The organism is Pseudomonas sp. LBUM1645 (genome assembly GCF_059716185.1).
Genome location: NZ_CP166811.1, coordinates 4,060,038 through 4,086,682 on the forward strand (window position 1 = coordinate 4,060,038; position 26,645 = coordinate 4,086,682).

The window sequence follows — 26,645 nt, forward strand, 5'->3', positions numbered from 1 at the left end:
GCCAGCCGCAGGGCCGCCGGCTGTAATTCAAAAAGTGTGGGAAACGGTGAAGATCAGGCGACCATCATTTCGCAGATACTCGCCGCTGTTGTAGTAACGACCAGACAAGTCGGTGTCGACCCAGCTCAGTTTTGTATTGACCGGGCCAAAGCTGCGTTTGAGTGCAACTTCCCAGTTCGAGTATTCATGGGCGCCGGTCAGATCAGGTTGGCGAAAGTACTCGCCAAAGGAGTGCCCGGCCAGGAACGTCAGATCGACTTCCAACGGCAGATTGAAGGTGTAGTCGGCCGCCACGTACTGTGACGACTGGGACGTACTGATCATGTCATTGGAATAGTAGAAATACGTATTGAAGTTGCCGTAGCCGAGACTGAATCCAATCTCCGGATAGTTGATGTTGTAGTTGGTCGAAGGGAACGTGTAGTAGTAACCGATCACGCCATAACGCAATCCGTTTTCCAGTTGGCCGTTATAGCCACCGTAAAAGTCGATCTCGATGTTCGCGCCATCGTCATAGGGGTCGCCACTTTCGAAGCTGTCGGTGTTTGTCGCCCAGGCGCCGACAAATAACCCGCTCTCGCCGGCCCAGTCCAGGCTCATGCTCAATGCCGGATTGTTGCCGGAGTAACCGATACCACGAACCTGGTACTCAGAGGTTACAGCCAGTGTGCTGGAGACTTGGGCATGGGCTGCGCAACTGAATCCGAGCGCGGCCATCACGATGAGTCGGATGATGTTCATTGATACTGCTCCTGAACTTCTAAAGCTTTTTATGGGCGTTGCGGTTGGCAGAAAAAAGACGAGCCAGCCCCGTCGAACACACGCTTGCAGTGTTCGTTTTTCTAAAAACGGGCATGGCTTCGCCCTCCGGGTAAAACCCCGGGTCAACGCATTGGGTGGGGAGTTATCGGTGTTACGAGTGCGATGGCACTACTGTAGAAACCGGGGTCAATCGGTGAAGCACCAGATACGCGACGAGGGCGACCAGTAGTGAGTCCAACGTGGGTTGCGATGTCAGCGTCCAGCCTTCAAAGGACGTCATCCAGGCGACTGCGCTGGCCAGCGCCCAGCTGATCAGTGCCGGCCAGCCAAATGCGGAGGACTGTTTCAGTGCATCGATGTCATAGCGTTGTTGACGTACCACAAAGAAATCCGTGACATAGATACTCGCCAATGGCGGGATCACGATGCTCAAGGCCATGACGAAATCCAGGAAATGCGTCATGAACCCACCGACAGCCAGGCCGGTTGCCAGTACGCTCCCCCCCACTGTCAGCTTCCAGCTCGCGGTACGGCTGACGGTCGCCAGCGTGAGCGTCGCGGAATACAAATTCGCGGTGTTGGTGATCCAGGTGGAGAACACGAGTACGGCCAAGGCCGGCAGCAGTACGCCCAGGCTAGCCATGATCAACATGATTTCGCTCTGGCCGGTAATGATCGACAACAAGCCACCGACGATAAGCACAAACGGAAAACCTGCGGCCATTCCAAGAATGGCAATCAAGGCATCTTTTTCAGTACGTGCATAACGAGTGAAATCAGGCATTAATACCGGTGTCAAAATCACCATGCCAATGGTGCTGGCGATGGCCAGTGCGAGGCTATCACCCGAGCCCAAGAACCCGCCCAGTTGGCCGGGCGCTGCGCGCTGGAAGCCCAGGTACAAAGCAAAAAGCATGAACAGCGCCATAAGCGGCACCGAATAGATCGACAGCCGATCCAGCCCGCGCAATCCATAAATGGCCATCAACGTCATCAGGATGCTCCCCCATACACAGTGCACCCACGCCGGCGTGACAATGCCCCAGGAACTTTGCAACGCGCTGGCCACTGTGCTGCCGAAGATATCCGCCGTGGCGGCATAGAACCCCAGCAAGGTTACAGCCATGGTCAGGTTGATCAGCTTGGCGCCATGGCGGCCGAAGGAAAACTGCAGAATCATGTAGGTACTTAGCCGTGTCCGCACACCGACCATTGCGGTCAATGCACACAGCAAGCCGAGCACTGCACATACCCCGACGAAAATCAGCGAAGCAGTCGAGAACCCGACTTTCTGCGTTACGTCTGCACCCAGCCAGAACACCGGCAAGGTCATCCCAATCCCAAAGGTAATAAGCGCCAGCCCGATTCCGGAGACCGTTTCGGACTGGGGCACAGGTCTGCGATCGTACCCGTCGGGAATCACATTTTCTGAACTGTTCATGCTCGCCTCTATACTGGCAACGCCTGCTCTCCCACTAAGAAACAGGAGGCAAACCGACTATTAGAATTGTTTTTAGGCGCTCGCGAACGCTGGAAACATGTTGCCAGCCCCACTGAAATCTAACTGCGCTTTTGCAGGGGCCAGGAAAAACAATCAACGGTTATTCAGCACGAAACTGCATGTTGTTCGGTAGCGTTTGCCGCAGCAACCATGCTGCGACGTCTGGTTCCAGAGAAGCCGCCAATGACACCCGAACAGTCCAATGATACTCATCGAGCCACTGAGTTTCGGCCGGACTCAGCAGTCCACGGTCTATCAGTTCAATAGCAAACGGCGCCAGGGTAAGGACCTGGAACTTGAGGAACCCCGGATGCGCCTCGACCTCAACTACCTCATAGAGGTTCTCGATGCGGATCCCCAGCTCACCGGACAGGTAAACGCCCGGCTCTATCGAGGTCACCATTCCCGCTTGCAGTGGCACCGCGCTGGCGTGGGGGGCAATTCTGTGGGGCCCCTCGTGCACATGCAGATAGCTGCCAACGCCGTGTCCGGTGCCATGATCGTAGTCCAGCCCTTCTCGCCACATCACCTGCCGCGCAACGCTGTCCAGTTGCTGGCCACTGGTGCCAATGGGGAACAAACAGCTGGCCAGTGCAATATGGGCACGCAGCACAGTGGTGTAGAGGTAACGCTGGCGTGCGGTAGCGGGACTGCAGGCCAACACCCGGGTCACGTCGGTCGTGCCCTGGGGGTATTGGCCACCGGAATCGATCAGCAGCAGCTCGCCGTGCTTGAGCTTTGCCGCCCGCCCAGGCTTGGGCAAGTAATGGGGCTGGGCACCATTGGCACCGGTGGCCGCGATGGTCTCGAAACTCGCGCCTTGGTAATCGGGATGCTGAGTACGCCAGCCCTCCAGAGACTCGACAACCGACAATTCGCTTTGCCCGAGAAACCGGCCGCAGCGGCAGTGGAACTCATACAGAAACCGGCAAAGGGCCAGGCCATCGATACGATGCGCTTCACGGCTGCCAGACAACTCGGCGGGCTGCTTGCAGGCACGCTGCAATAACAGAGGATTTTGCGCCTCATAAAAGACACAACCGGCGGACTCGAACTGGCGATAAACAGCCGCCGTGCACATTCGGCGATCAACCCATACCCGCTGGCCATACAGTTCGGCGATGGCCTGGTCGAGCCATTGAGGTGAACGCACAGACACCACAGCGGGCAGCCAGCCCTGAGGCAGCTGCAGGCGGTCAGCGTCGATGAACCAGTCAAGCCGGCCGTCGGCGTACAGCAGGGCGCTGCTGAACGGTAATGGTGCGATATCGATATCCTGACCACGCACATTCAACAGCCAGGCCAACATATCCGGCGCCGGCAGCCACAAGGCATCGCACTGTGAAGCGCCCAAGCTGGCAGTGAGGTGTTCGAGCTTGTCTTGCGCAGCCATACCTGCATGTTGCAGCCCCCAGGCAAGCACTTGGCTGTTCGGCGCCGCCGGGCGATTGCGCCAGCATTCAAGCACCGGATTGTCCAGGGACTCGTGCCAGTTGAAGCCCGATTGCGTCGCCATGACTTGCCAGCGCGCGCACTCATCGACGCTGTGCAACCTTGAATCGCAGGCGATGGTTGCGCCGGGTTTCAACTGCCCGCGCAGCCAGCTGAACAGGCTGCTGTCGTCCAGCATCAAGGTCTCGAACTGAGCGCATTCCTGGCGGGCCTGCTCGGTATAGCGACCATCGACTAGCAGCGCCGCGCGTTCATGTGTCAGAACCGCCAGCCCTACGCTGCCACTGAAACCCGTCAACCAGTACAAAGCTTCGTCAGCCGGGGCCAGGTCTTCGTTGAGGTAAGCATCGCTACGGGGAAGCAAAAATGCATCGTATCGACGCGTTGCCATTACCGCCCTTACATCCGCATGGCGCCCCATCACACACCTCGCCGCTGACGATAGGCTCGTACGATGACGATCTCAGCCTCGGGCGGCAAATATTCCTGCGCCCCGGCATGACTCCAGATCGCCTCGACCACCTCCATGCCTGCACAGACCTGCCCGAACGCCGCAAAGCCCAGGCCATCCGGATGGCGCGCGCCGCCATGATCGAAGTGCGGCTGATCGCCGATGCAGATGAAAAAATCACCCTCGGCACTATTGGTCTCGTCACGCCCTAACGACACACTGCCATGTCGATGGCTCAAGCCGGTCTGCAGAGTGCTTTCGAGTTCGATCATGGGCAAATTATTGGCTGCCAAGGGGCGCGTGCCCCCGTGCACGACACTAATGCGAACAGGATCTTCCGGTTGCTGATTGGACGGATTGACGATGCGGAAAATGCTGCTGCCGTCATAGCGACCACTGTCCACGTAGGCCAGAAAGTTCGCGGTGGTCAACGGTGCCTGCTGGCCAAACAACTCGAGTGTAAAGGCCCCCAGTGCCGTTTCCAGGGTGACGTACGCAGATGCAGACATGGCTGTTCTCTCCCTCAGGATAAAACCACCATTGTCCGCAAAGACGGCGATGCAAAAGATTGAGATAGCCAGTGTGCATTGCACTTGCTGCGGGATGCGCGCTCAATTACCGCAGATTGTGCAGGTGGCTCGCCGTCACTCCCGCCAAATCAGATTCTCTAGCGGATAGCCAGCAAACCACTTGGTTTTGTCTAGAATAATGTTGCTGCTGATTTTCAGGATGTTGGGGTTTTCATCCAGCAGTTGCTCACAGAGCGTGTTGAAATCGGTAACGGTCGAACAAGTGGCCAGGGCAATGTAGTCGTACTCGCCATCGACTTTCAGGCAGTCGACCAGCTCGCGACGCTTGGCGATGAAGCGTTCGAATTGAACACGCAGATGCCCGGCGTGATCGCGCAGGCTGAACATGACATAGGCCATGACATTGATACAGATCGCATCGATGTCGATCGACGCCATGTAGGCGCGAATGTAACCGGCATCCTCCAGCGCCTTGGTTCTTTGCAGGCAGGCGCTGGGGGAGAGATTAATCTTCTCGGCCAGCTCCAGATTGCTGATTCGAGCATTGCTTTGCAGATTTTCGAGGATTGCTCGGTTGATACGATCCAACTTCACTTTTTTCATGTTGCCTCTACACGTATCAACGATAAACCCCAGGATCTAGCGGAAAAAATGTCTGCCACGAGACTGACATGAGGTTAGCGATCTGGATAGCCCATACCTTATGTTCCCAATGGCAATCATTTCTGTTCATTCTGGCACTAGCGAATAGCCAACACTGATGTCAGCTTTCGATTGAAGAAAAGAGCTTTGATGAATTGATGATCAGCTTTCCATAGCACTCAACGAAAGATTGATTTTGATCGGCGAATGGCTGCAATGGGTTGTGGATTCAACCGGTCGACAGAAGTCGCAATTCAATCCCGAGCAATCTTGTCATTTGCCAAGGCTTAGGGCAGGGTCAATACCACTGACATCTCTGCCAAAGGAGTCACCCATGTCAAAGCTATATCCCAGTATCGATCCCGAGGGGCTGGTCGAGTACTCAGTGGTCTACACCGACCGCTCGCTCAACCACATGTCGCAGTCGTTTCAAGGTGTGATGAAGAACATTTCCAGGACCCTGAAACAGGTCTACAACGCCCAGGCTGTTGCGGTGGTCCCGGGCAGCGGCACATTCGGCATGGAAGCGGTGGCGCGACAGTTTGCCACCGACCAGCAATGCCTGGTGATACGCAACGGCTGGTTCAGTTATCGCTGGAGCCAGATCCTTGAGATGGGCAACATCCCGGCGGCCACCACGGTGCTGAAAGCCCGACCGGTCGACAATGGTCACCAGGCTGCCTACGCCCCACCCCCTCTGGACGAAGTGCTGGCAGCCATTCAGGCGCAGAAGCCGCAGATTGTCTTCGCCCCCCACGTTGAAACCTCATCAGGGATTATCCTGCCCGACGACTACCTGCGGGCCGTCGGCGACGCCGTGCATGCGGTGGGTGGCCTGTTCGTGCTGGACTGCATCGCCTCGGGCACGCTTTGGGTCGATATGCAGAAATGCGCAGTCGACCTGCTGATCAGCGCACCGCAGAAAGGCTGGAGCGCCTCCCCTTGCTGCGCCCTGGTGATGCTCAGTTCCTTGGCCCTCGAGCGCATCGAACAGACGCATAGCAGCAGCTTCGCCTGCGACCTGAAAAAGTGGCTTCAGATCATGCAGGCCTACGAACAGGGCGGACATGCCTACCATGCGACCATGCCCAGCGATTCCCTCGCGCGATTTAACGAAGTGATGAAAGAGACGCAAGCCTACGGTTTCGACAAGGTCCGCGGCGAACAACAGGCTCTGGGCGATCGGGTGCGCGCAATGTTGACCGGCAAAGGCATCAAAAGCGTGGCCGCAGCCGGCTTTCAGGCCCCTGGCGTAGTGGTGAGCTACACCGATGATGCCGACATCAAGAGCGGCAAGAAATTTGCCGCCCACGGCCTGCAGATCGCCGCCGGAGTGCCGTTGCAATGCGACGAGCCGGCCGACTTCCAGACCTTCCGCATCGGTCTGTTCGGACTCGAAAAGCTGCAAAATATCGAGCGCACGGTCAGCACCCTCGAGCAGGCACTGGACGAGGTGATAGTTAACTAAGCCCTCATCTTGCCCGCAGCACATACCGAACTTGTGAATTCCAGGAAGGCATCCTGCCCTGGGCACTGCCGGCCCATGGCGCTGATCTTCGACGAATATGACGCTGATCGCCCGGACGTCATGTTAGAACCATAAGGGAAAGCCCGTGCACGTGTCTTACTGACACGTGCGCCCTTCAGCGCTATCAGAAAAGGTATCCAATGAAGCCTTTCACGGGGCGGATGATTGGCGACTGTATGACTTGGATCAGCCAAAAGCTGACGCTCACTTTATATCGGGACAAGGCCGCGACAGGGTAAGTCAGCGCCAGCAGGGTACCCATGTAATAGCAAATTGCGAGACGATGCTCATGTACGCGCGCTCGACCTTGTCGGGCTCCTGATCTGATCGCAGTGCTGTTGTTACGGAGATGAAATGCCGTTCCCCCCCTTGCACAATTTTAAAGTGTTCGAGAGCGTGGCCCGCTTGGGCAGTCTGGCAGCAGCCGCGGTTGAGTTGCACGTCACCACCGGCGCGGTGAGCCAGCAAGTCAAAGCATTGCAGGCTAGCCTTGGCGTGGCACTGTTTGCGAAGCGCGGCCGGCAACTTGTGCTGACCGCCAGCGGCCGACTGCTACAAAAGCATGTAGCGAACGCAATGAGCGAAATCAGCGACGCGGTGACAGCACTGCAGACCGGTTTCACTGCAGAGCAGGAGGTCGTTGGGATCACCTTGTCCATTCCCCCTGCGGAGGGAGTGGAGTGGCTGACCACGCCGCTGCTGCGTTTCATGGAGGCGTCGCGATCGGTACGGGTGAACGTGATCACCGCGCCGGCCATGCCGCAAGTAGACTGGCGCCGCGCCGATGTCGCGGTGGTCTATGACACGCCGCCATGGCCAGGCTTATGGTGGCGGCTGCTGCACGGCATTCGCATGACTCCAGTATGCAGCCCGCAATACTTGCGAGGACCGAAGGCCATTCGCGAAGTGTCAGACCTGGCACGGCATCGCCTGCTACACGAAGATAATGGCAGCCAGTGGCAGCAATGGCTTGTCGATGTCGGCTTCAGCCGTGGCGGCGACGAGGATATCTACTTCGAAGATTTCGGCATGGTCTTGCAGGCAGCGCGGGACGGCTTCGGCGTGGCGCTGAGCGATGAAATCGTCTCCGCCCGCGATCTCGATGAAGGACGATTAGTGCGTCCGCTACCGATCACGGTGCCTGCGGTGCACAATTACTACGTTGCCTGTTCCGAAGGAACGCGCGAACGCCCGGAAATCCGGGCGTTCATCGACTGGTTACTATCTACGGGCGGGCAGCCCAATCAATAACCGTAGCTACGACCATCAGTGAACTGGATGTTGGTGAGAATGCTGATGTCTTTCTCCACCTTGTAAAGCTCGGAGCTCTTGATAAGTTCCGGATCGCTGAAGGCTTCACCCTTGGCGCGCCCGGCCTGGATCAGGACCATCTTGTTGCGGATCGCCTGCACGTCGGCGTATGTCATGGCAGGCACCTTGGCTGGGTCCTCACCAGCGTGAGCGCCATAGATAGTGGTCTGCTCATTGATCACTTTCAGCGTGGCGTCGAGAGAAGCAACGTAGTCCTTTAGGTTCCCCGCCAGCAGCCAGGACGGATAGATGTGGTCCCCGGCCAGCAGGATATTGTGCGTCTCATCGTAGAGCGCCACTTCGTCTTGCGTGTGACCAGGCACGCTGATCAGGCGCACCTTGAGACCGCCCAGGTCGATAATCTCGTCGGGCTGTATCAGCCGCGCTACCTTGAAGGGCGGCACGACCATATGATCGATGTTGCCCAGGTAAACCGGCTCCGGAACACGGTAGAAGCCATCCTTCTCCCTGAACTGACGGGTAAAGGGCGTATCCACCAAGTAGATGCTCTGAAAATTGTGCAGGCCGCCAAGGTGATCGAAATGCAGGTGTGAGGGCAGCATCGAGAGCGGCTTGTCCGTGATCTTGCGCACCAATAGGGTGATGTCTTCTTTCTGGTTCGCGCCCGAATCAAACATCAGAGCCTGATCCGTCCCCACCAACAAGTACGAATAGTTCTTCTGATAGTAGTTGGGCTCGCCGATGGCGTAGAGGAAGTTCGTTAACTTATGCACCATAAAGGCCGGGCTTTCCGCCTTGGAGGCTTCTTGTGCCTGAGTGGCGAATGGAGCAGCAAGAATGGTGAAGGAAACCAGGGTCAGGATTTTTACGAGCTTGCGCATGGAATGCGAACCTTTTCTCTTAATGTCAACGGATGGCAGAGCACTGTCTGCCATGTCTATCTCACTGACTGTGGGTTCGCATTTCAATGGATGATTTTTAAAGTAGGACACTTCAGCTCAATTAAAGCGTGCGGAAAACAGAACTTGAAAAAAGGCAGCAGCCCTTGAGCAATAGGCACTAAGCGCTCGATTCCGACTCATCGGCTTTCATTACCAGCCTAAACGTCGACTCCACTGTAAACGATTAACTCGCGGTTGAATCCACGGTCGTTTGCAGCCCTTCGCACAGGCAGTCATCGGCCATTTGCAGTCGTTAGCGAACGGCTGCAATGGGTAGGTTGCAGCCTCTCGCGATTGGAGTAACGATGATCGCCTTGGGCGTGAGATTAAGTAGCCTGTGTTCGATATCCGCTCCCAGTCACATGAATTAACGACTTTTAATTTCCGGTCGAATATGGAACCGGATGCCAGATGTAGGTCCGATCACGACTTTCGACATGGCCCAAGCCCGGAAAGGAAATGTGAGCGCCTCCGACCAAGTAGCCTTCTTTAGCCGCTTCATCCAGAGCTTTGCGTCGCGAACTTGCTGCGGCGGTGGCATCAACATCGTATTGGATAGTGATCTCGGGATGATCCAGTTGAACCTCGGCCGCGTGAACCGTGTCACCCCAGAGCAGCAATCGTTGCCCCTTGCTTTCGATCATGTAGCCAGTGTGGCCCGGTGTGTGACCATGTAATGGAACAGCGCTGACACCAGGGAACAGTGTTGTTGGCGCAGTGAATGTTTTCAACTGACCTGAATCGACATAGGGACCAACCGTTTTACGGGACTGCTCAAAAGTGGTTTTGCGAGCAGCGGGGACTTTTGCCTCTTCGGTCTGACTAAGCCACAGCGTAGGGTCTGCCTTGTCTACATAGACGGCTGCGTTTGGAAACACACGCTTGCCCGCTACGGTTAAACCACCCGAATGGTCAGCATGAATATGGGTGAGCAGGACAGTGTCTATGTCCTCCGGGCTGTAACCGGCCGCGTGAAGATTGGCAACGACCTTTCCTGAGGTAGGACCAAACAATTCACCTGCCCCCGTATCCACCAAAATGCGTTGCTTACCCGTATCAATCAAAAAGCAATTGATGGACAGCTCGACAGGGAGAGCTTCGTGCGCTTGAGCGTATGCGGCACGTACCTCATCAGGTTTGCTCATGATCGAAGCGAGATCCCTGGGGGCGGTTCCGTCAGACAAAACCGTGACCTTGTAATCGCCAAGAGGTATTCGGTAATACCCTGGCGCCTGCTTCAACACATCAGCGCTTACCGGTCCAGTAGCCAGGAATAACGCTGCGACCGCGGACACTAGAAAACTGCGTGCTACGTTCATGGGTTGTTCCTCATACAGCGTGATAAAAGTCGTGAGTTGAGGATTGATATGCTGCCACTTGCGTAAAGCAGATATTGCTGACGCTTATTGCGAGCAACTGAGCGCGCTACCGCCCGTCGAATGAGGGGCAGCCCGCATTACCGGCGCAAATTCCGCGGCTACGCTTCACTGGCAAGTGCCACATCTACCTACGCCCCGCAGTTCTGAGCGTGCCCATCGAACTCAAACAGTTCCGAATGGAGCTAAGAGCCATGCGCCCCTTCAAGTTGATCACTTTCCTTCCCGTTGCGATTGTCGGCACCTTGCTGGCATCGGCACCCGTGTTTGCCGAGCAAGTTACCGGCACGCTAGGTGCGCCCAGTGCCACCATCAGTATCAGCGGTGCGCAACTGCCACCACCCGATCCGAAGTTTGGCGGCGTCATTCAGGACGACGCCTTGCATTCCAAACCGTGGTGGGCGCCACGCGTGGTTCCGCCGAAAGGGGCGCCCAACGTGCTGTTGATCATCACCGACGACGCCGGCTTTGGCGTGCCCAGCACCTTCGGTGGCGTCATTCCGACACCGACAATGGATCGCATCGCACAGCAAGGGCTGCGCTTCAACCGGACCTTCTCCACGGCGCTGTGCTCGCCGACTCGGGCCGCGCTGATCACCGGGCGCAATCACCACTCGGCGGGCTTCGGTGTGATCTCGGAGCAGTCGACCGGCTTCCCGGGCTACAACAGCATCATCGACCGGGACAAGGCGACTATCGGGCGCATCCTGCGTGACAACGGCTACTCCACCTCCTGGTTCGGCAAGGACCACAACACACCAGTCTTCGCTGCCAGCCAGGCCGGGCCATTCGATCAATGGCCAACCGGCATGGGCTTTGAGTATTTTTACGGCTTCGTCGGTGGCGATTCCAATCAATGGGAGCCAAACCTGTTCCGCAATACGACCCAGATCTATCCGTTCCTTGGCAAGTCGCCCGGCACCTGGAACCTGGTCACGGCCATGGCCGATGACGCGATCGACTGGATGACGCGCATCCATCAGATCGACCCCGACAAACCGTTTTTCATCAAGTACGCGCCCGGCGCCACGCACGCGCCGCACCACCCCACCAAGGAGTGGGTAGACAAGATCAGCCAGATGAAGCTCTTCGACGAGGGGTGGAACAAAGTGCGCGAGCGCATCTTCGAAAACCAGAAGCGCCTGGGGGTGGTGCCCAAAGATGCCCAGTTGCCACCGTGGCCGAAAGAGGTGCTGAAGGAGTGGGACCAACTGACGGCCGAGGAGCAGAAGCTCTATATCCGTCAGGTTGAGGTCTTCGCCGCCTATGTCGCCTACAGCGACAGTGAGATCGGCCGCGTCGTCCAGGCGGTCGAGGATCTGGGCAAGCTCGACAATACGTTGATCATCTATATCAACGGCGACAACGGCACCAGTGCCGAGGGGGGACCACTTGGCACCCCCAACGAAGTCGCCTTTTTCAACGGCATCAGTGTGCCGGTTGCGGAACAAATGAAGTACTACGACGTGTGGGGCACCGATAAAACCTATAACCACATGTCGGCCGGCTGGTCCTGGACCTTCGACACACCGTTTTCCTGGTTCAAGCAAAATGCCTCGCAGCTCGGCGGCATCAATCAGAACATGGCGGTGTCATGGCCGGCGCGGATCAAGGACAAGGGCGGCCTGCGCGAGCAGTTCGTGCATGTGATTGATGTGGTGCCAACGATCCTTGAGGCGGCCGGCATCCAAGCGCCCGACACGGTGGATGGCATCCAGCAGAAACCGATCGAAGGGACGAGCTTTGCCTACACCTTCGACGCGAAGAATGCCAAGGCGCCGTCGCAGCACACGACGCAATACTTCGAAATGATGGGTCAGTGGGCCCTGTACCAGGACGGCTGGTTTCTGAGCACGAAGGTCAATCGTGCGCCGTGGGAAGCCTTTGGCCCGGCCAACACGGATCCGTTGAACAACCAGGTGCTTGAGCTCTTCAACTTTAAAACCGACTTCAACCAGACCAATAACCTCGCGGACAAGAACCCGGAAAAGGTCAAGGAGATGAAGCAGGCGTTCATCGCCGAGGCCAAGAAGTACCAGGTTTTGCCGCTGGACGCCTCGGTGGGTGCACGCATCATTGCGCCGCGCCCAAACATCACCGCCGGACGCAAGGAGTTCGTCTATACGAAGCCGATGACAGGATTGCCGCAGGGTGACTCGCCGCTGTTGCTGAACACCTCCTACACGATCAGCGCCGACATTGAAGTACCGCAGGGTGGTGCCGAGGGCATGATCCTTACGTCTGGAGGACGGTTCTCGGGGTATGGTTTCTACCTGCTGAAGGGTAAACCGGTGTTCTTGTGGAACCTGATTGATCTGCAACGCGTGAAGTGGGAAGGCACTGAGGCGCTACCGCCGGGTCGGCACACGATTGAGTTTGACTTCAAGTACGACGGGGTGGGTGTGGGCACGCTCGAGTTCAACGACTTCAGCGGCCTCGCCCAGCCCGGCACTGGCACGCTAAAGGTGGATGACAAGGTGGTCGCCACACAACGTATGGAGCGCACGCTGCCTATGATCCTGCAGTGGGACGAGGCGTTCGACATCGGTTCCGACACACTGACTGGCGTGAACGATGCGGACTACCAGCCGCCGTTCCCACTGACGGCCAAACTCAACCAGCTGACGATCAAGGTCAATCGCCCGCAGTTGTCACCCGAGGACATCAAGAAGTTACAGGCTGCAATGGAGGAGAAGGCAAAGCAGGATTGAGCCCGCGTCGGGTGTGAGGAGCGCAGACGGTGCCTGCCTGGGCGCAGATTTCACCCGTGGTCAAAGGGTTAGCAATAGTCACAACCTACAGAAACCAAGGGGAGCGCAAATGCTTAACAGGAAACGGCGATTGGGCATCGCTTTAGTCGCAGCCGGGATAGTGTCTGCCGGCCTGGCTTTTGCTGTGTATCAGGACATTCGCGGTCCGTCGCCTTTGACCCTCGGTGATGGGGAAAATGGCCCCGTGGGTATGGTCTGGCTACCTGCGGGTGAGTTTTTGATGGGTAGCGATCATAAGCAGGCGCGACCCAACGAGGGGCCGGCTCACAAGGTTCGACTCGACGGCTATTGGATCGACCGCTACGACGTCACCAATGCCGATTTCGCCCGTTTCATTTCTGAAACGCATTACATCACCACCGCAGAACGCAAACCCAAATGGGAAGACCTGAAGGTACAGCTTCCGCCGGGTACTCCGGAGCCGGACGACAGTGTCCTGGTACCCGGGGCATTGGTTTTCGTGGGCACAGACAGACCAATCCCTCTGAATGACTTCAGTCAGTGGTGGGCATTTGTCCCGGGGGCCGACTGGCGCCACCCGTTAGGCCCCAACAGTACAATCGAGGGCAAGGAAACCCATCCAGTTGTTCAGGTTTCACGCGAGGATGCACAGGCGTACGCAGCATGGGCTCATAAGCGTCTGCTGACCGAAGCAGAATGGGAATACGCCGCCAGAGGCGGACTGGAGCAAGCGAACTATGCGTGGGGGAATGATTTCTCGCCCGGTGGAGAAAAGATGGCCAACACTTGGGATGAGGTACAACCGTTCCCCGTGACCGGGTCCAGCAATAAATTCAAAATCGGCACCAAACCGGTAGGCAGTTACAGACCTAACGCCTACGGGCTATACGACATGTCCGGGAACGTTTGGCAGTGGGTTGCCGATTGGTACCGTACAGATGCATTTAAGGTTCGACTTAAACTTCAGCCGGCTGGGGAAGTAGCGGTTAACCCGATGGGGCCAGCTGAGAGCTATGACCCCGAGCTCGGGGTGACGGCCAACGCACCACAGCGCGTGATTCGAGGGGGCTCTTTTCTGTGTAGCGACAGCTACTGTACGAGCTTTCGAACCAGTGCCAGGCAAGGTGCGGATCCTATGAATTCCATGTCCCATCTCGGCTTTCGCTTGGCGATGAGTAATGACCAATGGGAAAAGAACCAGACTCAGCTACGCGCTTCGCCAAGGCACTGATGCGAACTTCAGCTGGGTCACCCACAGGCTCGGGACATGCCGGTGGATCAGACAAAAACCTTGTCCGGCGATCGAACCTCGGACGAGTTCGGCAATGTCTGGTTGCCAAGGTGGTGCGCAAGGTGTTCGGCACCCAGCTTTCGAATGAAAGCGAGAAAATCACCACCCAGGACTTCAAGGCCGCAATCGACAAATTGAATGCCGACCTGTGGGCATTCATCCGCAGTTGAGTCCTGCATACAACCTACAACACCCGTTGGCGGTTGAGAAAACCTCAATCGGAGGGCAGCTGACATGTCGGCTCATTCATCGCTTAGATACGAAAAATTTCAAATGCCGTTTCTCTGCGCCACCCTCCTCGCCAGCGTGCTCGCGCTGAGCGCTTGCGCGACTGTTGACGCCCAGACGACTGCTTACGTTGGGGTTGAACATCCTGCACCGACTCTGGCCAGCGAGGTCCAGGTATTACGGGTAGAACCCACCCGGCCCAACGTACGGCTGGGTGAGATCCTGATCGATGCCAGTGTCGATCCAGCGCCGCCCATCACGCAAGTTGAACAGAAACTACGTGAACAGGCCGCCACACTGGGTGCAGACGCAGTCGTCGTCGTTTATGACCACATTCAGCCAGTGGCTGCGTACGTTTCCGGACCGCTATGGAACCGGGACATAGAAACGATTCAGGGGCGAAAACTCAAAGGCATTGCCATCCGATATCAATAATGAGGTGCACAGAAATGAAAACAATCTTGTCTTGGGTGACGCTTACGTTGGTGGCTGTGCTGATCAGTGCCTGCTCCACCGTGGGATCAACCGATGGTGGTGCCGGCGAAATCGAGATTCGCTCAGGGAAGATCGAGCAGATATCGCTGACGCAAATGCAGACCAATCACGACAGTGGCGTCGGTGCTGTTCTCGGTGGCCTTGGCGGTCTCGGTATCGGTAGCCTGATCGGTCGTGGCACCGGACGCGACGTCGCCATGGTTGCGGGTGCTCTCGCTGGCGCTGTCGGCGGCAATTACGTGGAGAAGAAAAAATACGACCAACCGATAGAAGCGCAACAGATCATCGTGCGGGTCAAAAGTGGCGTGCTGGTATCGGTTACCCAGCCGATCAATCCATCCCTCGGTAAAGGCATGAATGTTTATATCCAAGGTTCAGGTAATGACGCTCGAGTGGTACCGCAAGGCGGTTAAAGTTCACTTAGGTCTTCGGTACTACTCCGACCAAAATGCTTTCAACTGACTCGCGATTCGCATGCGGCGCGAGCCTTTCTCACGACGGCAGGAATTCCAAGGTGATTCGATGCGCATTTTTCTCTCATGAGCCATATAGCTATCGGACTCATCGCCTTCGTCGCTATCTTCGGCGGCGCCCTTGTCGGCATCTTTGCTGCGAGGGCTTTGCCCGAGCATCACCTCAGCAATGAGTCGCGCAATGCGATCTCAGTTTCAGCAGCAATTGTCGGCACGCTTTCGGCCTTGGTGATCGGCCTGATGATCTCGACGGCGAACAGTTCGTTCTCGACACGGTCGAGTGAAGTATCCAGGATCGCCGTCGACATCGTCCGCATTAACCGAGTGATGCTGCGTTACGGACCAGAGGCGGAGGACGCCCGCATTAAGCTACGCAACTACGCGAGGGCGAAAATGCAGGAGTTGTTCCCGGTCGTGGGAGAACCGTCACAGTCAACCGAAGCGACTGTCGGGCTGATGGAGGCGACACAAGAATCGATTCTATTGCTTGTTCCGACTGATCCGAGACAGCGCTGGCTGCGCTCGCAGGCGCTCACACTTTCAGACGATGTTTTACAGGCGCGCTGGCTGCTGGCGGAACAGCGTGCCAGTAATATTCCGATGCCGTTCCTGATCCTGCTGATCTTTTGGCTTAGTTTGGTTTTCGCCAGCTTCGGTTTGTTCGCACCTCGCAACGCCACGACTATCGCTGTTTTCTGCCTCTGTTCGGTTGCGGTTTCTGGAGGTATCACAATGATTCTGGAGCTGGACTCGCCCTTCTCCGGCCTGGTTCATGTCTCCGGTGAGCCGATGCGCCAAGCGCTGGCCGAGATCATCCGTTGATCAACTAGTCGAGAGGGGGTCGGTCAGCACATAAAATTCGCCTAGCCGAAGGCCTCAGTGTCGCTTGGGACTCTTCAAAATGATGCCGTAATAATGTCACCCCTCGCTAATAGCCAGCGTAGACACCTGCTCGCCCATAAAAACCCTCTTGAAAAGCGCGATAAATAGCTAGCTATTTGTTGACGAAAGTCTGAAGTATTCATTTGAATTTTCAGATTCTTTCACCCCGCCGCCTATGCCTAACATCGGCTCCACAGCGAACTAGCCTCGGCAGCGCTTAGTGGGACCCATCAGGCAGAGACCCGGCTCAAAAACCCTCTGCCGTTGCTGGCCCTTGATCGCCGACTGGCTTTGTCGAAGTGCTTTTGCAGTAGGCCTAGGGATTTTTGAGGATCACCGATGAAGCTGGAAATTTTCCGCACGCTGTGGGGTTACACCGCCAGCAAGGCCCAGGCACTTGAAGAGCTGCTGCAGGCGGGCTTTGATGGAATGGAAGCACGTCTGCCACTGGACGCCCGTGAACGGGCTGAGTTTGGCGCCTTTCTCCAGGCCAATCGCCTGGGTTATATCAGCACAGTCTTCACTGCGTACGACGTGCTGCCGGAGCAGTCGGCAACCCCTGCCGTTCACCTCAATGACCTCGATCAGAAACTCGCCTGGGCTGCCGAACTCGGCCCACGTTTCGTCAACGTGCTGGCGGGTAATGACCGCTGGTCTTTGCCACAACAAGTGGAGTTCTTCGGTCAGGCACTGGAACTGGCGCGCAAGCACGGTCAGGTCTGCAGTTTCGAAACCCACCGCTCGCGTTCGCTGTTCAACCCTTGGGTGACCCTGGAGTTGATCCGGCAACTGCCCGATCTGTTGTTCACCAGTGACATCAGCCATTGGGTCGTGACCTGCGAGCGTTTGTTGAATGATCCGGCCGATGACCTGAGCGCTTTCGTCGAGCGGGTTCACCATATCCAGGCACGGGTCGGTTACGACCAAGGCCCGCAGGTTCCGCACCCGGCGGCTCCCGAATACGCAAAAGAACTGGCTTTCCATCAGCAGCACTGGGAAAGCATCTGGCGCTCGCAGCAAGCCCGCGGTTACCAGGTCAGCACCCTGACCCCGGAATTCGGTGCCGACGGTTACCTGCATCATTTGCCCTTCACCAATGTCCCAGTGGCCGACCTGTGGTCATTGAACGTGTGGATGGGCCAGACCGAGCGCGAACACTTCGAGCGTTTCCACCACTCAAGCAATCCTTAGGGAGCCGATGCGTCATGCCTGACAATAAAAACAACAGCGCCAGCACTGACACACACAAAGCCAACTTCAATAGCATCCCGGTGGTCAACATCGCCGGTCTGTTCAGCTTCGAACTGGAACACCGCCTGGCCGTGGCCCAACAACTGGGGCGCGCCGCCAGCGAAGTCGGGTTCCTCTATATCACCAATCACGGTATCGACCCGCAACTGATCGCCAACCTGCGCAAGGCTGCCAAGGACTTTTTCGACCAGCCCTTCGACACCAAGATGCGGCACTACATCGGCACCTCGCAAACCCACAAGGGCTTTGTACCCGAAGGCGAAGAGGTCTATTCCAAGGGCAAGCCGGACCACAAGGAAGCCTTCGACGTCGGCTTCGAAGTCCCGGCCGATGACCCGCTGGTGCTGGCCAACACCCCGTTGCTGGGGCCCAACGACTGGCCGCAACTGCCGGATTTCAAAGCGTCGGTGCAGGCCTACTATGAAGCGATCTTTGCCTTGGGCCGGCGCCTGTTCGGCGGCTTTGCCCTGACCCTGGGCCTGGAAGAAAACTATTTCGACAGCCTGGTCACCCGCCCGCCGTCCAAGCTGCGCCTGATCCACTACCCCTTCGACGGCGCCGCCCATGACGCACCGGGTCTTGGCGCCCATACTGATTATGAGTGCTTCACCATCCTCTTGGCCGACAAACCAGGCCTTGAGGTGATGAACAGCCTTGGACAATGGATCGATGCACCACCGATTGCCGATGCCTTTGTGGTCAACATCGGCGACATGCTGGAAGTGATGACGGCAGGCGCATTCGTTGCCACTGCGCACCGGGTGCGGAGCGTGAAGGAGGAGCGTTATTCCTTCCCACTGTTTTATGCCTGCGACTATCACACCCAGATCAAACCACTGCCCGGGTTCGCCCAGGGAGGTAACGACTACGAAGAAATCACGATCGGCGAACACATGTATGGCCAGGCACTGCAGACCTATCAGTATCTGCGCCAGAGGGTGGCCAATGGGGACGTTCAACTGCCAGGCAAGGCACGCAAGCCCGCCAGTTTCGGACATCTGAAAAATCAGGCTCAACCGTCCTGATTGAAGTTTTCAGCTACACCCCACCTACGCCGGAGTCAGTAAAAAATGAAAAACAATAACAAAAACCTGTTGAGCTTGGCTGTATTGGCAGCCGGTATGCTCGGTGCCTCGGTGAGCATGGCCGCATCAGACACGTTCAAGGTCGGCATGGAAATCACCTACCCTCCTTTCGAGTCTTATGACAAAGACAAAAACGTGGTGGGTTCGGATCCCGAACTGGCAGCGGCACTGGCCAAGCACATGAACGCCAAGGTGGAGTTCGTCGACACCAAGTTCCCGAGCCTGATCCTGGGCCTGAACTCCGCCAAATACGACGCGGTCATTTCCGGCATGTACATCACACCGGAGCGCCAGACTCAGGCCCAAACCATCGCCTATGCCAACACCGGTGCCGCGGTCATGGTGCCCAAGGGCAGCGAGATCAATGCGAAAAAACCTGAAGACCTGTGCGGCTTGAAACTGGGCCTGGAACAGGGCACCACCTGGGTCAAGGAATTCAAGAAGCTCTCCGATGAGTACTGCGTGCCGAACAACAAAGGCGCCATCACCGTCAGCGAGTACCCCTCGGCGCCCGAAGTGACCCAAGCCCTGTTGTCCAAAAACATTCAGGCCCAGGTTGAAATCGCTGGTGCTGCAAAAATGATCGCGGAAAAGACCAATGGCCGGGTAGTGATCACCACCGAACACCCGATCTATCAGCAAACCCTGGGTATCTTCGTCAAGAAAGGTAACGACGAAACATTCCAGGCCGTGCAAAAAGCCTTCGAAGAGACCAAAAAGAGCGGTGAATACGCCGCTATTCTTAAGAAATATGGCTTGGAAGAACCGACTGCCCACTAAGAACGTGTCCTTGTAGTCTGGTCATCTGCCGCCCCCGCACCGGGGCGGCAGATCGAGGTGCCCTATGCAATTCGATTGGTCGTATTTCCTCTCCCTGTTCTCCCTGCCGGACTTCTGGAAAGCCTGCGTCACGGTGGTCCAGCTCAGTGCCCTGGCCTGGTTCATCGGCATGCTGCTGGGTTTTGTCCTGGCCACGGCCAAGCTGTCCCAGGCGCCCTTACTGCGCATTCCCGCGGCGGTCTACATCTGGTTCTTCCGCAGCATCCCGTTGCTGGTGCTGGTGGTCTTCGTCTACAACTTGCCGCAATTGTTTCCCGGTAGCGGACCGATCCTGTCAAACCCCTTCTACTCCGGCTTGCTGGCCCTGGTGGTCACGGAAGCGGCTTACATGGCGGAGATCCACCGTGGTGGCCTGATCTCCGTGGCCAAGGGCCAGAAGGAAGCAGGCCGCGCGCTGGGTGTCGGCCTGTTCGGCATGCAGCGCTTGATCGTGATCCCCCAGGCTTTCCGTATCTCGCTGCCTACGTTGATCAATGAATACATCACGGTGGTCAAGCTGACGTCGCTGGTCTCGGTCATCTCCCTGACCGAAATCCTCACGGTCGGCCAACGCCTCTATGCCACCAACTTCCTGGTCATGGAAACCCTGGCTGCGGTGGGCGTGTACTACGTGCTGATCGTCACCGTGTTCGGCTTTTTCCTGCAGCGTCTGGAGCGCTACCTGGACCTTAACTTCCGCAAGCCGCATACACTCGATGCCGCCGCCGTGGCCAAGCTCAAGGCCTGCGCCGAAGCCTTGCCCGACAATGCGCGCAAAGCCGCGGGCAGCAACTCGACGCCAATCCTGCAACTGAAGAACATCCAGAAGAGCTATGGCACGCACCAAGTGCTGATGGGTATCGATCTGAATGTCGAATACGGCCAGGTGATCTCGATCATTGGCCCATCCGGTTCCGGCAAAACTTCGCTGATTCGTACGGTCAACGGTCTGGAAAGCATCGATACAGGCGACATTCTGTTGTTCGGTGAAAAATTCATCGAAGCTTCGGACAAGCCCAACAGCTCCCGTCTGCGCAAAGGCGTGCGGCACATTGGCATGGTGTTCCAGAACTTCAATCTGTTCCCGCACCGCACCATTCTCGACAACGTCACGCTGGCGCCGCGTTACCACGGTATCCCGGGCGAGCTGAGCGAACACCGTGCTTATGCGCTGCTGGACAAGGTCGGCTTGCTCGCCCATGCCCACAAGTACCCGCACCAGCTCTCCGGCGGACAGCAACAGCGCGTGGCGATCGCTCGTGCTTTGGCCATGGAGCCGGACATCATGCTGTTCGACGAGCCTACGTCAGCGCTCGATCCAGAGCTGGTGGGCGATGTGCTGAACGTCATACGCGACCTCGCCAGTGAAGGCATGACCATGATTATTGTCACCCACGAAATGGACTTTGCCATGTCGATTTCCGACAGGGTCGTCTTCATGGAAAACGGAAATATCCAACTGGATGCTGCACCTGAAACCATACGCTGCGATGCCGAAGGAGAGAGAGTGCGGCGCTTTATGGGAATCAGTACTCGATCGCCAAACCTGCCTGTCACTGCGAATCATGCGTGAGCAGGGTTCTGCAGTAGGCAACCACTTTTTATGAGCTTCCTTCTTTCAGGAAAACACGCATGAATCTCGGAATAGCAGGACGCTGGGCGCTGGTATGCGCGGCCAGCAAAGGCCTGGGTAAAGCCTGCGCACAGGCACTCGTCAGCGAAGGCGTGAACGTGGTGATCACCGCCCGAGGCGAACAGACGCTGAATGAAACGGCCCGTCAGCTCAGAGCGATCAATCCTGAAGTGACTGTCATCGCCGTAGCCGGAGACATTTCAACGCCTGAGGGTCGCGCGGCAGCCCTCATGGCCCATGAGCATTTCGATATTTTGATCAACAACGCTGGAGGCCCTCCTCCCGGGGATTTCCGCGAATGGAACCGCGACGTCTGGCTCAAGGCGCTGAATACCAACATGCTCACCCCTATCGAGTTGATCAAGGCAACGGTAGACGGTATGGCGACCCGCGGATTTGGCCGAATCATCAACATCACCTCGAGTGCCGTGAAGTCCCCTATCGAAAGCCTGGGCCTTTCCAATGGCGCGCGCAGTGGTCTGACGGGATTTATCGCAGGGCTTGCCCGGCAGGAAAACATTGCCAGCCGGAATGTGACGATCAACAACCTGCAACCGGGCTCATTCGACACCGATCGACTGCGTGACAATCTGGTCGCTGCTGCCGAAGAGTCGGGGCAAGACAGTGAGGCATTCCTCGGCGAATGCCGTAGCGAAATTCCTGCTAAACGCTTCGGCTCACCCGAGGAGTTCGGCGCTCTGTGCGCTTTCGTTTGCAGCAGTCATGCGGGCTACCTGACCGGGCAGAACTTGTTGATTGATGGAGGGGCCATTCGCTCCAGCCAATAAAGACGGCAGGCACAAGTGGAGCGGATGGCATGTACAGACTCAAGGCATCACAAGGAGTGATGTGTCCGGTTTTACGGAACGGTTTCGAAGGGATACAGCCGATCATCGAATTGAACCAAGCGTGGGTATTCGATGGGCTCGTCTCCGTTCTCGTGCCGCATCAGAATTGCTCGGCATCCAGCAGGTACAGGCTTTCGCTGCCGGCCTTGACCGAAGCGCTCAACGAGTAGATCCGCGGCAACAGGCGTGCGAAGAAAAAGCGCGCCGTCCCCAGTTTGGTCCTGTAAAAAATGTCCTGGTCCTGCCTGGACAGTGCAGTACGCGCCATGAGCGCCCACATGTACGCGTAAGCGGTATAGCCGAACACATGCAGGTATTCGACCGAAGCCGCACCGATTTCATTCGGGTTGGACCTGGCGCGCTCCAACAGATCGACTGTCATTTGCTCAAGGTTGGCGATGGCCGCTTTCAGCGGCTCGACGAACTCTGCCAGTGAAGCGTCGGCGGAGTCGGTAAAGACCTTGATCTCTTCGGCGAAGTGCTTGTAGTACGCCCCGCCGCTACCGACCACTTTTCGCCCCAACAGATCGAGCGCCTGGATGCCGTTGGTGCCTTCGTAGATCTGGGTGATGCGGCAGTCGCGGATCAGTTGTTCCTGGCCCCACTCACGGATGAAACCGTGCCCCCCGAAGATCTGCTGTCCATGTACCGTGGTTTCCAGGGCCATGTCGGTGAGGAAAGCCTTGGCGACCGGCGTCAGCAGGACGACCAGTTCTTGCGCGCGTTGGCGGGTGGCGGCGTCTTCGCTGAATTTGGCGGTATCCAATTGCATGGCGACATAGCTGGAAAAGGCACGACCGCCTTCGTTCAACGCTTTCATGGTCAGCAACATGCGGCGCACGTCGGGGTGGACGATGATCGGGTCGGCGGCCTTGTCCAGATCGACCGGGCCGGTCGGCGCACGGCTCTGGATTCGATCGCGGGCGTATTCGACGGCGTTCTGGTAGGAGCGCTCTCCCAGGGACAGGCCCTGGATACCGACACCCAGACGTTCGTAGTTCATCATCGTGAACATGGCGGCAAGGCCCTTGTTCGGCGCATCGATGAGGTAGCCGGTAGCGCCGTCGAAATTCATCACACAGGTAGCCGAGGCCTTGATGCCCATCTTGTGCTCGATCGAACCGCAGGACAGGCTGTTGCGTTCGCCCAGCGAGCCGTCGCTATTGACCATGAGCTTGGGCACCAGGAACAGCGAAATGCCTTTCGGGCCAGCCGGGGCATCGGGCAGCCTGGCCAGTACCAGGTGAATGATGTTTTCGGTCAGGTCATGCTCGCCACCGGTGATGAAGATCTTGGTGCCGCTGACCTTGTAGCTACCATTGGCCTGCGGTTCGGCCTTGGTGCGGATGATGCCCAGGTCGGTACCGGCATGCGGCTCGGTCAGGCACATGGAGCCGGCCCAAACGCCCGCGTACATGTTTGGCAGGTACTTTTCTTTCAACTCTTCGCTGGCATGAGCGTTGATCGACAGGCACGCGCCGGCGGTCAGCATCGGGTACAGGCCGAATGAGAGGTTGGCCGAGTTGAGCATTTCCTCGACCTGGGCGGAAATCACCTTGGGCATGCCCATGCCACCGAACTGCGGATCACCGCCGACGCTGGTCCAGCCACCTTCTGCGTAATTCCGGTAAGCCCAGGGGAAGCCAGTCGGGGTCTTCACTGCGCCGTCGGTCCAGGAGCAACCTTCTTCGTCGCCGCTGCGGTTTAACGGGGCAATGGTACCCGCGATGACTTTCCCGGCTTCTTCGAGGACAGCGCTGGCGATATCTTCGTCCACTACTTCGGCCAAGGCCGGCAGTTGCGCCCACAATTTGGAGATTTCGAATACTTCGTTGAGAACGAAGCGCATATCGCGCAGGGGAGCTTTGTAGTCAGCCATGATGAAATCGCTCGTAGGGTATTGGATAGTGCACGTTCAGGATTCGCCATCGCCGACAGAGTAGTGATGCTTGAGGGCTGCGACTTGACCTTGAGGGACAACAATTTCCTTCCGGCGCCGTTCACCGTTCAGAAGGAAGTACGACAGCGCCGGAATCAGGATCAGCGCCCCGAGCATGTTCCACAGGAACATGAAGGTCAGCAGGATGCCCATGTCAGCCTGAAACTTGATCGGCGACCAGGCCCAGCAGATGACCCCGGCAGCCAGCGTGATTCCAACCAGCCCCACTACCCGCCCGGTGAAGGCCACGGCATTTCGGTAGGCCTCGGACAGCGACATGCCCTGGCGCTGGTAATGCAGTTGCACACTGAGCAGGTACAGCGCGTAGTCGACGCCGATCCCGACGCCCAGCGCGATGACCGGCAGGGTCGCCACCTTCACGCCAATGCCCATGGCGACCATCAAGGCTTCGCAGAGGATCGAGGTCAGCACCAGCGGCAGCATTGCCACTAGCGTCGCCCGCCAGCTACGGAAAGTGATCAGGCAAAACAGCGTCACCGCCAGGTAGACGTACAGCAGCATGGTCCGGTTGGCCTCGCGCACGACGATGTTGGTCGCCGCTTCGATGCCGGCGTTGCCCGCGGCCAGCAGGAACTGGCGATCCTCGCTGCTGTTTTCCTTGGCGAATTTGTCGGCGATGGCCACCACGGCGTCCAGGGTCTCGGCTTTGTGATCCTTGAGGTAGGCAATCACCGGCATCAACGAACAATCGGTGTTGAACAGCTCCGGGGCGTTGACTGACGCCTGTTGCGCGGCGTAGTTCAGCACGTTCTGGTTACGCTGGATGTTGTTCAGCTTGGGGTTGCCTTCGTAAGTGCCCGCGGTGATCTGGCGTACCGCATTGACCAGCGACACGGTGGTCTGCACCCCCGGATGCTGCTGCAGCTCCCAGGCCAAGCGGTCGGCCAACACCAGCGTCTGATAGTTCAGACAGCCTTCCGCCGGGGTCTTGATCATCACTGCAAACTGGTCACTGGACAGCGCGTAATGACTGGTGATGTAGGCGTTGTCACGGTTGTAGCGCGAGTCCGCGCGCAGTTCCGGGGCGCCGCTGTCGAGGTCGCCGATTTTCAGCTGCAGGCTGACCACAAAACCGCCGATACCCAGCAACACCGCCACCAGCACCGTGCCGGTCGCCCACTTGCGCGTGGTGAAACGGTCGAGCAGGTCCCACAGTTTGCCTAAGCCTCGATGTTCACCGGCACGGATGTCGATCTTCAGCGCGCGCTCGGCAGCCTTGCGCCCGACACCGATGTAGGACAGCGCCACCGGCATCAGTAGCAGAGAGGTGAAGATCAACACGGCGACGCCGATGCTGGCGGTGATCGCCAGGTCCTGGATCACCGGGATATCGATCAGCATCAGCACGGCAAAGCCCACCGCATCGGCCAGCAATGCGGTGACCCCGGCGATGAACAGACGGCGGAAGGTGTAGCGCGCGGCAATCAGCCTATGCGTGCCGCGAGCGATGTCCTGCATGATGCCGTTCATCTTCTGCGCCGCGTGGGACACACCGATCGCGAAGATCAGGAACGGCACCAGGATCGAATACGGATCGATGGCGTAACCCAGCCAGGCGACGATGCCCAATTGCCAGATCACCGCAATCAGCGAACAGCCGACCACCAGCAAGGTGCTGCGAACGCAGCGGGTGTAGGCGTAAATGATGATCAGTGAAGTGACCACGGCCAGGCCGAAGAACATCATGACCTCAATCAATCCATCGATCAGGTCACCCATCAGCTTGGCGAAACCGATCACCCGGACTTTGTACTTGCCTGTGCCCTCCTCCCCGGCCTTGTGCAAAGTGCCGCTGGCGAACTCGATCTTGTCACGCAAGCGCTCTTCCAACAGTCGGGAGAACTCGTGGTAATTGATGCTCTGTCCGGTGGCCGAGGTTTTGTCCAGCAGCGGCACGATCAGCATGCTCGATTTGAAGTCACTGGCCACCAGGCTGCCGACAATACCGGCGCGGTTGATGTTCTGTCGCAGCTGTTCGATATCAGATGAATTGCCCTGGTACGCATCCGGCATCACCGGACCGCCCTGGAAGCCTTGCTCGGTGACTTCGGTCCAGCGCACCGCCGAACTCCACAGCGACTTCATCCAGGCGCGGTCGACGCCTTGCATGAGGAACAGTTCGTCATTGACCTGCTTGAGGACCGTCAGGTAGTCCGGATCGAAAATATCGCCCTGGGTGTTTTCCACCACCACGCGCACCGAGTTACCCAACCCCCGCAACGACTGGCGGTTTTCAAGGTAGTTCTGGATATACGGCTGGCTCTGCGGAATCATTTTTTCGAAGCTGGGGCGCAACTCCAGCCGGGTCATGGCCATGTAACCCAGCACGATGGTCGCCAGCGCCATGAGCAGCATGAACAGCGGGCGGTGGTTGAACACCAGTCGTTCCAGCAGATTGCCGGAGCGCCGATCGAAGTCCAGCAGTTCGCGGATCACCGGCATGGTGTCTTGCTTCAAATTGCCCATGTCTGGGTACTCGCTCTAATGCTTATC

21 protein-coding genes and 1 pseudogene are annotated in these 26,645 nt (G+C 57.6%); 13 read left to right on the forward strand and 9 right to left on the reverse strand.

Annotated elements, in window-relative coordinates; translation table 11 throughout:
* Nucleotides 1–27: 27 nt before the first annotated feature.
* The 5 genes from ACA079_RS18145 to ACA079_RS18165 all read right to left on the reverse strand — a co-directional run bounded on the left by ACA079_RS18145 (nucleotide 28) and on the right by ACA079_RS18165 (nucleotide 5,299).
* A complete protein-coding gene (locus tag ACA079_RS18145; protein ID WP_497700338.1) occupies nucleotides 28–741 on the reverse strand; it encodes a TorF family putative porin in 714 nt (237 codons plus the stop codon).
* 172 nt (nucleotides 742–913) lie between these two features.
* Nucleotides 914–2,203: a purine-cytosine permease family protein gene (locus ACA079_RS18150; protein ID WP_497700339.1), complete on the reverse strand. Its 1,290-nt coding sequence runs from the start codon at nucleotides 2,201–2,203 to the stop codon at nucleotides 914–916.
* A 160-nt stretch (nucleotides 2,204–2,363) separates the two neighbouring features.
* Nucleotides 2,364–4,136: an aminopeptidase P family protein gene (locus ACA079_RS18155; protein ID WP_497700340.1), complete on the reverse strand. Its 1,773-nt coding sequence runs from the start codon at nucleotides 4,134–4,136 to the stop codon at nucleotides 2,364–2,366.
* The gene (locus ACA079_RS18160; protein ID WP_497700341.1) at nucleotides 4,136–4,675 is read right to left on the reverse strand and encodes a peptidylprolyl isomerase; all 540 of its coding nucleotides are present in this window, start codon (nucleotides 4,673–4,675) and stop codon (nucleotides 4,136–4,138) included. The genes ACA079_RS18155 and ACA079_RS18160 overlap by 1 nt, the downstream gene beginning before the upstream one ends.
* 135 nt (nucleotides 4,676–4,810) lie before the next feature.
* On the reverse strand, nucleotides 4,811–5,299 hold the full coding sequence (locus tag ACA079_RS18165) for an Lrp/AsnC family transcriptional regulator (protein WP_497700342.1): 489 nt from the start codon (nucleotides 5,297–5,299) through the stop codon (nucleotides 4,811–4,813).
* A gap of 373 nt (nucleotides 5,300–5,672) precedes the next feature.
* Here ACA079_RS18165 and ACA079_RS18170 point away from each other — a divergent pair, with 373 nt between their 5' ends.
* Nucleotides 5,673–6,806, forward strand: coding sequence for an aminotransferase class V-fold PLP-dependent enzyme (locus ACA079_RS18170; protein WP_497700343.1), 1,134 nt, complete (start codon nucleotides 5,673–5,675; stop codon nucleotides 6,804–6,806).
* Nucleotides 6,807–7,220: 414 nt separating this feature from the next.
* On the forward strand, nucleotides 7,221–8,117 hold the full coding sequence (locus ACA079_RS18175) for a LysR substrate-binding domain-containing protein (protein ID WP_497700344.1): 897 nt from the start codon (nucleotides 7,221–7,223) through the stop codon (nucleotides 8,115–8,117).
* Here ACA079_RS18175 and ACA079_RS18180 read toward each other — a convergent pair.
* Together ACA079_RS18180 and ACA079_RS18185 are read right to left on the reverse strand one after the other, a co-directional pair.
* On the reverse strand, nucleotides 8,111–9,019 hold the full coding sequence (locus ACA079_RS18180) for an MBL fold metallo-hydrolase (protein WP_497700345.1): 909 nt from the start codon (nucleotides 9,017–9,019) through the stop codon (nucleotides 8,111–8,113). The genes ACA079_RS18175 and ACA079_RS18180 overlap by 7 nt on opposite strands.
* A gap of 437 nt (nucleotides 9,020–9,456) precedes the next feature.
* A complete protein-coding gene (locus ACA079_RS18185; RefSeq protein ID WP_497700346.1) occupies nucleotides 9,457–10,398 on the reverse strand; it encodes an MBL fold metallo-hydrolase in 942 nt (313 codons plus the stop codon).
* A gap of 209 nt (nucleotides 10,399–10,607) precedes the next feature.
* Here ACA079_RS18185 and ACA079_RS18190 point away from each other — a divergent pair, with 209 nt between their 5' ends.
* The 11 genes and pseudogenes from ACA079_RS18190 to ACA079_RS18240 all read left to right on the forward strand — a co-directional run bounded on the left by ACA079_RS18190 (nucleotide 10,608) and on the right by ACA079_RS18240 (nucleotide 22,132).
* Nucleotides 10,608–13,166 (forward strand): arylsulfatase, encoded by a 2,559-nt coding sequence (locus ACA079_RS18190; protein WP_497700347.1) that lies wholly within the window; start codon nucleotides 10,608–10,610, stop codon nucleotides 13,164–13,166.
* A gap of 130 nt (nucleotides 13,167–13,296) precedes the next feature.
* Nucleotides 13,297–14,418: a formylglycine-generating enzyme family protein gene (locus tag ACA079_RS18195; protein ID WP_497700348.1), complete on the forward strand. Its 1,122-nt coding sequence runs from the start codon at nucleotides 13,297–13,299 to the stop codon at nucleotides 14,416–14,418.
* 101 nt (nucleotides 14,419–14,519) lie between these two features.
* A pseudogene (locus ACA079_RS18200) lies at nucleotides 14,520–14,648 on the forward strand (DUF3313 domain-containing protein); the annotation flags it as partial.
* A 64-nt stretch (nucleotides 14,649–14,712) separates the two neighbouring features.
* Nucleotides 14,713–15,141, forward strand: a complete 429-nt coding sequence (locus ACA079_RS18205; protein WP_497700349.1) for a hypothetical protein — start codon at nucleotides 14,713–14,715, stop codon at nucleotides 15,139–15,141.
* Between the two features lie 14 nt (nucleotides 15,142–15,155).
* Nucleotides 15,156–15,614: a glycine zipper 2TM domain-containing protein gene (locus ACA079_RS18210; RefSeq protein ID WP_497700350.1), complete on the forward strand. Its 459-nt coding sequence runs from the start codon at nucleotides 15,156–15,158 to the stop codon at nucleotides 15,612–15,614.
* A 126-nt stretch (nucleotides 15,615–15,740) separates the two neighbouring features.
* Nucleotides 15,741–16,496, forward strand: coding sequence for a bestrophin-like domain (locus ACA079_RS18215; RefSeq protein WP_497700351.1), 756 nt, complete (start codon nucleotides 15,741–15,743; stop codon nucleotides 16,494–16,496).
* A 399-nt stretch (nucleotides 16,497–16,895) separates the two neighbouring features.
* The gene (locus ACA079_RS18220; RefSeq protein ID WP_497700352.1) at nucleotides 16,896–17,747 is read left to right on the forward strand and encodes a sugar phosphate isomerase/epimerase family protein; all 852 of its coding nucleotides are present in this window, start codon (nucleotides 16,896–16,898) and stop codon (nucleotides 17,745–17,747) included.
* 14 nt (nucleotides 17,748–17,761) lie between these two features.
* Nucleotides 17,762–18,832, forward strand: a complete 1,071-nt coding sequence (locus ACA079_RS18225; protein ID WP_497700353.1) for an isopenicillin N synthase family dioxygenase — start codon at nucleotides 17,762–17,764, stop codon at nucleotides 18,830–18,832.
* 45 nt (nucleotides 18,833–18,877) lie between these two features.
* Nucleotides 18,878–19,672: an ABC transporter substrate-binding protein gene (locus ACA079_RS18230; RefSeq protein WP_497700354.1), complete on the forward strand. Its 795-nt coding sequence runs from the start codon at nucleotides 18,878–18,880 to the stop codon at nucleotides 19,670–19,672.
* Between the two features lie 64 nt (nucleotides 19,673–19,736).
* Nucleotides 19,737–21,284 carry an amino acid ABC transporter permease/ATP-binding protein gene (locus tag ACA079_RS18235; protein WP_497700355.1) on the forward strand — a complete coding sequence of 516 codons (1,548 nt, stop codon included), beginning with the start codon at nucleotides 19,737–19,739 and terminating at the stop codon, nucleotides 21,282–21,284.
* Between the two features lie 59 nt (nucleotides 21,285–21,343).
* The gene (locus ACA079_RS18240) at nucleotides 21,344–22,132 is read left to right on the forward strand and encodes an SDR family oxidoreductase (RefSeq protein ID WP_497700356.1); all 789 of its coding nucleotides are present in this window, start codon (nucleotides 21,344–21,346) and stop codon (nucleotides 22,130–22,132) included.
* A gap of 160 nt (nucleotides 22,133–22,292) precedes the next feature.
* Here the strand turns inward: ACA079_RS18240 and ACA079_RS18245 are convergent, their stop codons facing one another.
* Complete coding sequence (locus tag ACA079_RS18245; RefSeq protein ID WP_497700357.1) at nucleotides 22,293–24,071, reverse strand: acyl-CoA dehydrogenase C-terminal domain-containing protein; 1,779 nt, start codon at nucleotides 24,069–24,071, stop codon at nucleotides 22,293–22,295.
* A gap of 36 nt (nucleotides 24,072–24,107) precedes the next feature.
* Nucleotides 24,108–26,618: an efflux RND transporter permease subunit gene (locus tag ACA079_RS18250; RefSeq protein WP_497700358.1), complete on the reverse strand. Its 2,511-nt coding sequence runs from the start codon at nucleotides 26,616–26,618 to the stop codon at nucleotides 24,108–24,110.
* Nucleotides 26,619–26,645: the final 27 nt, after the last annotated feature.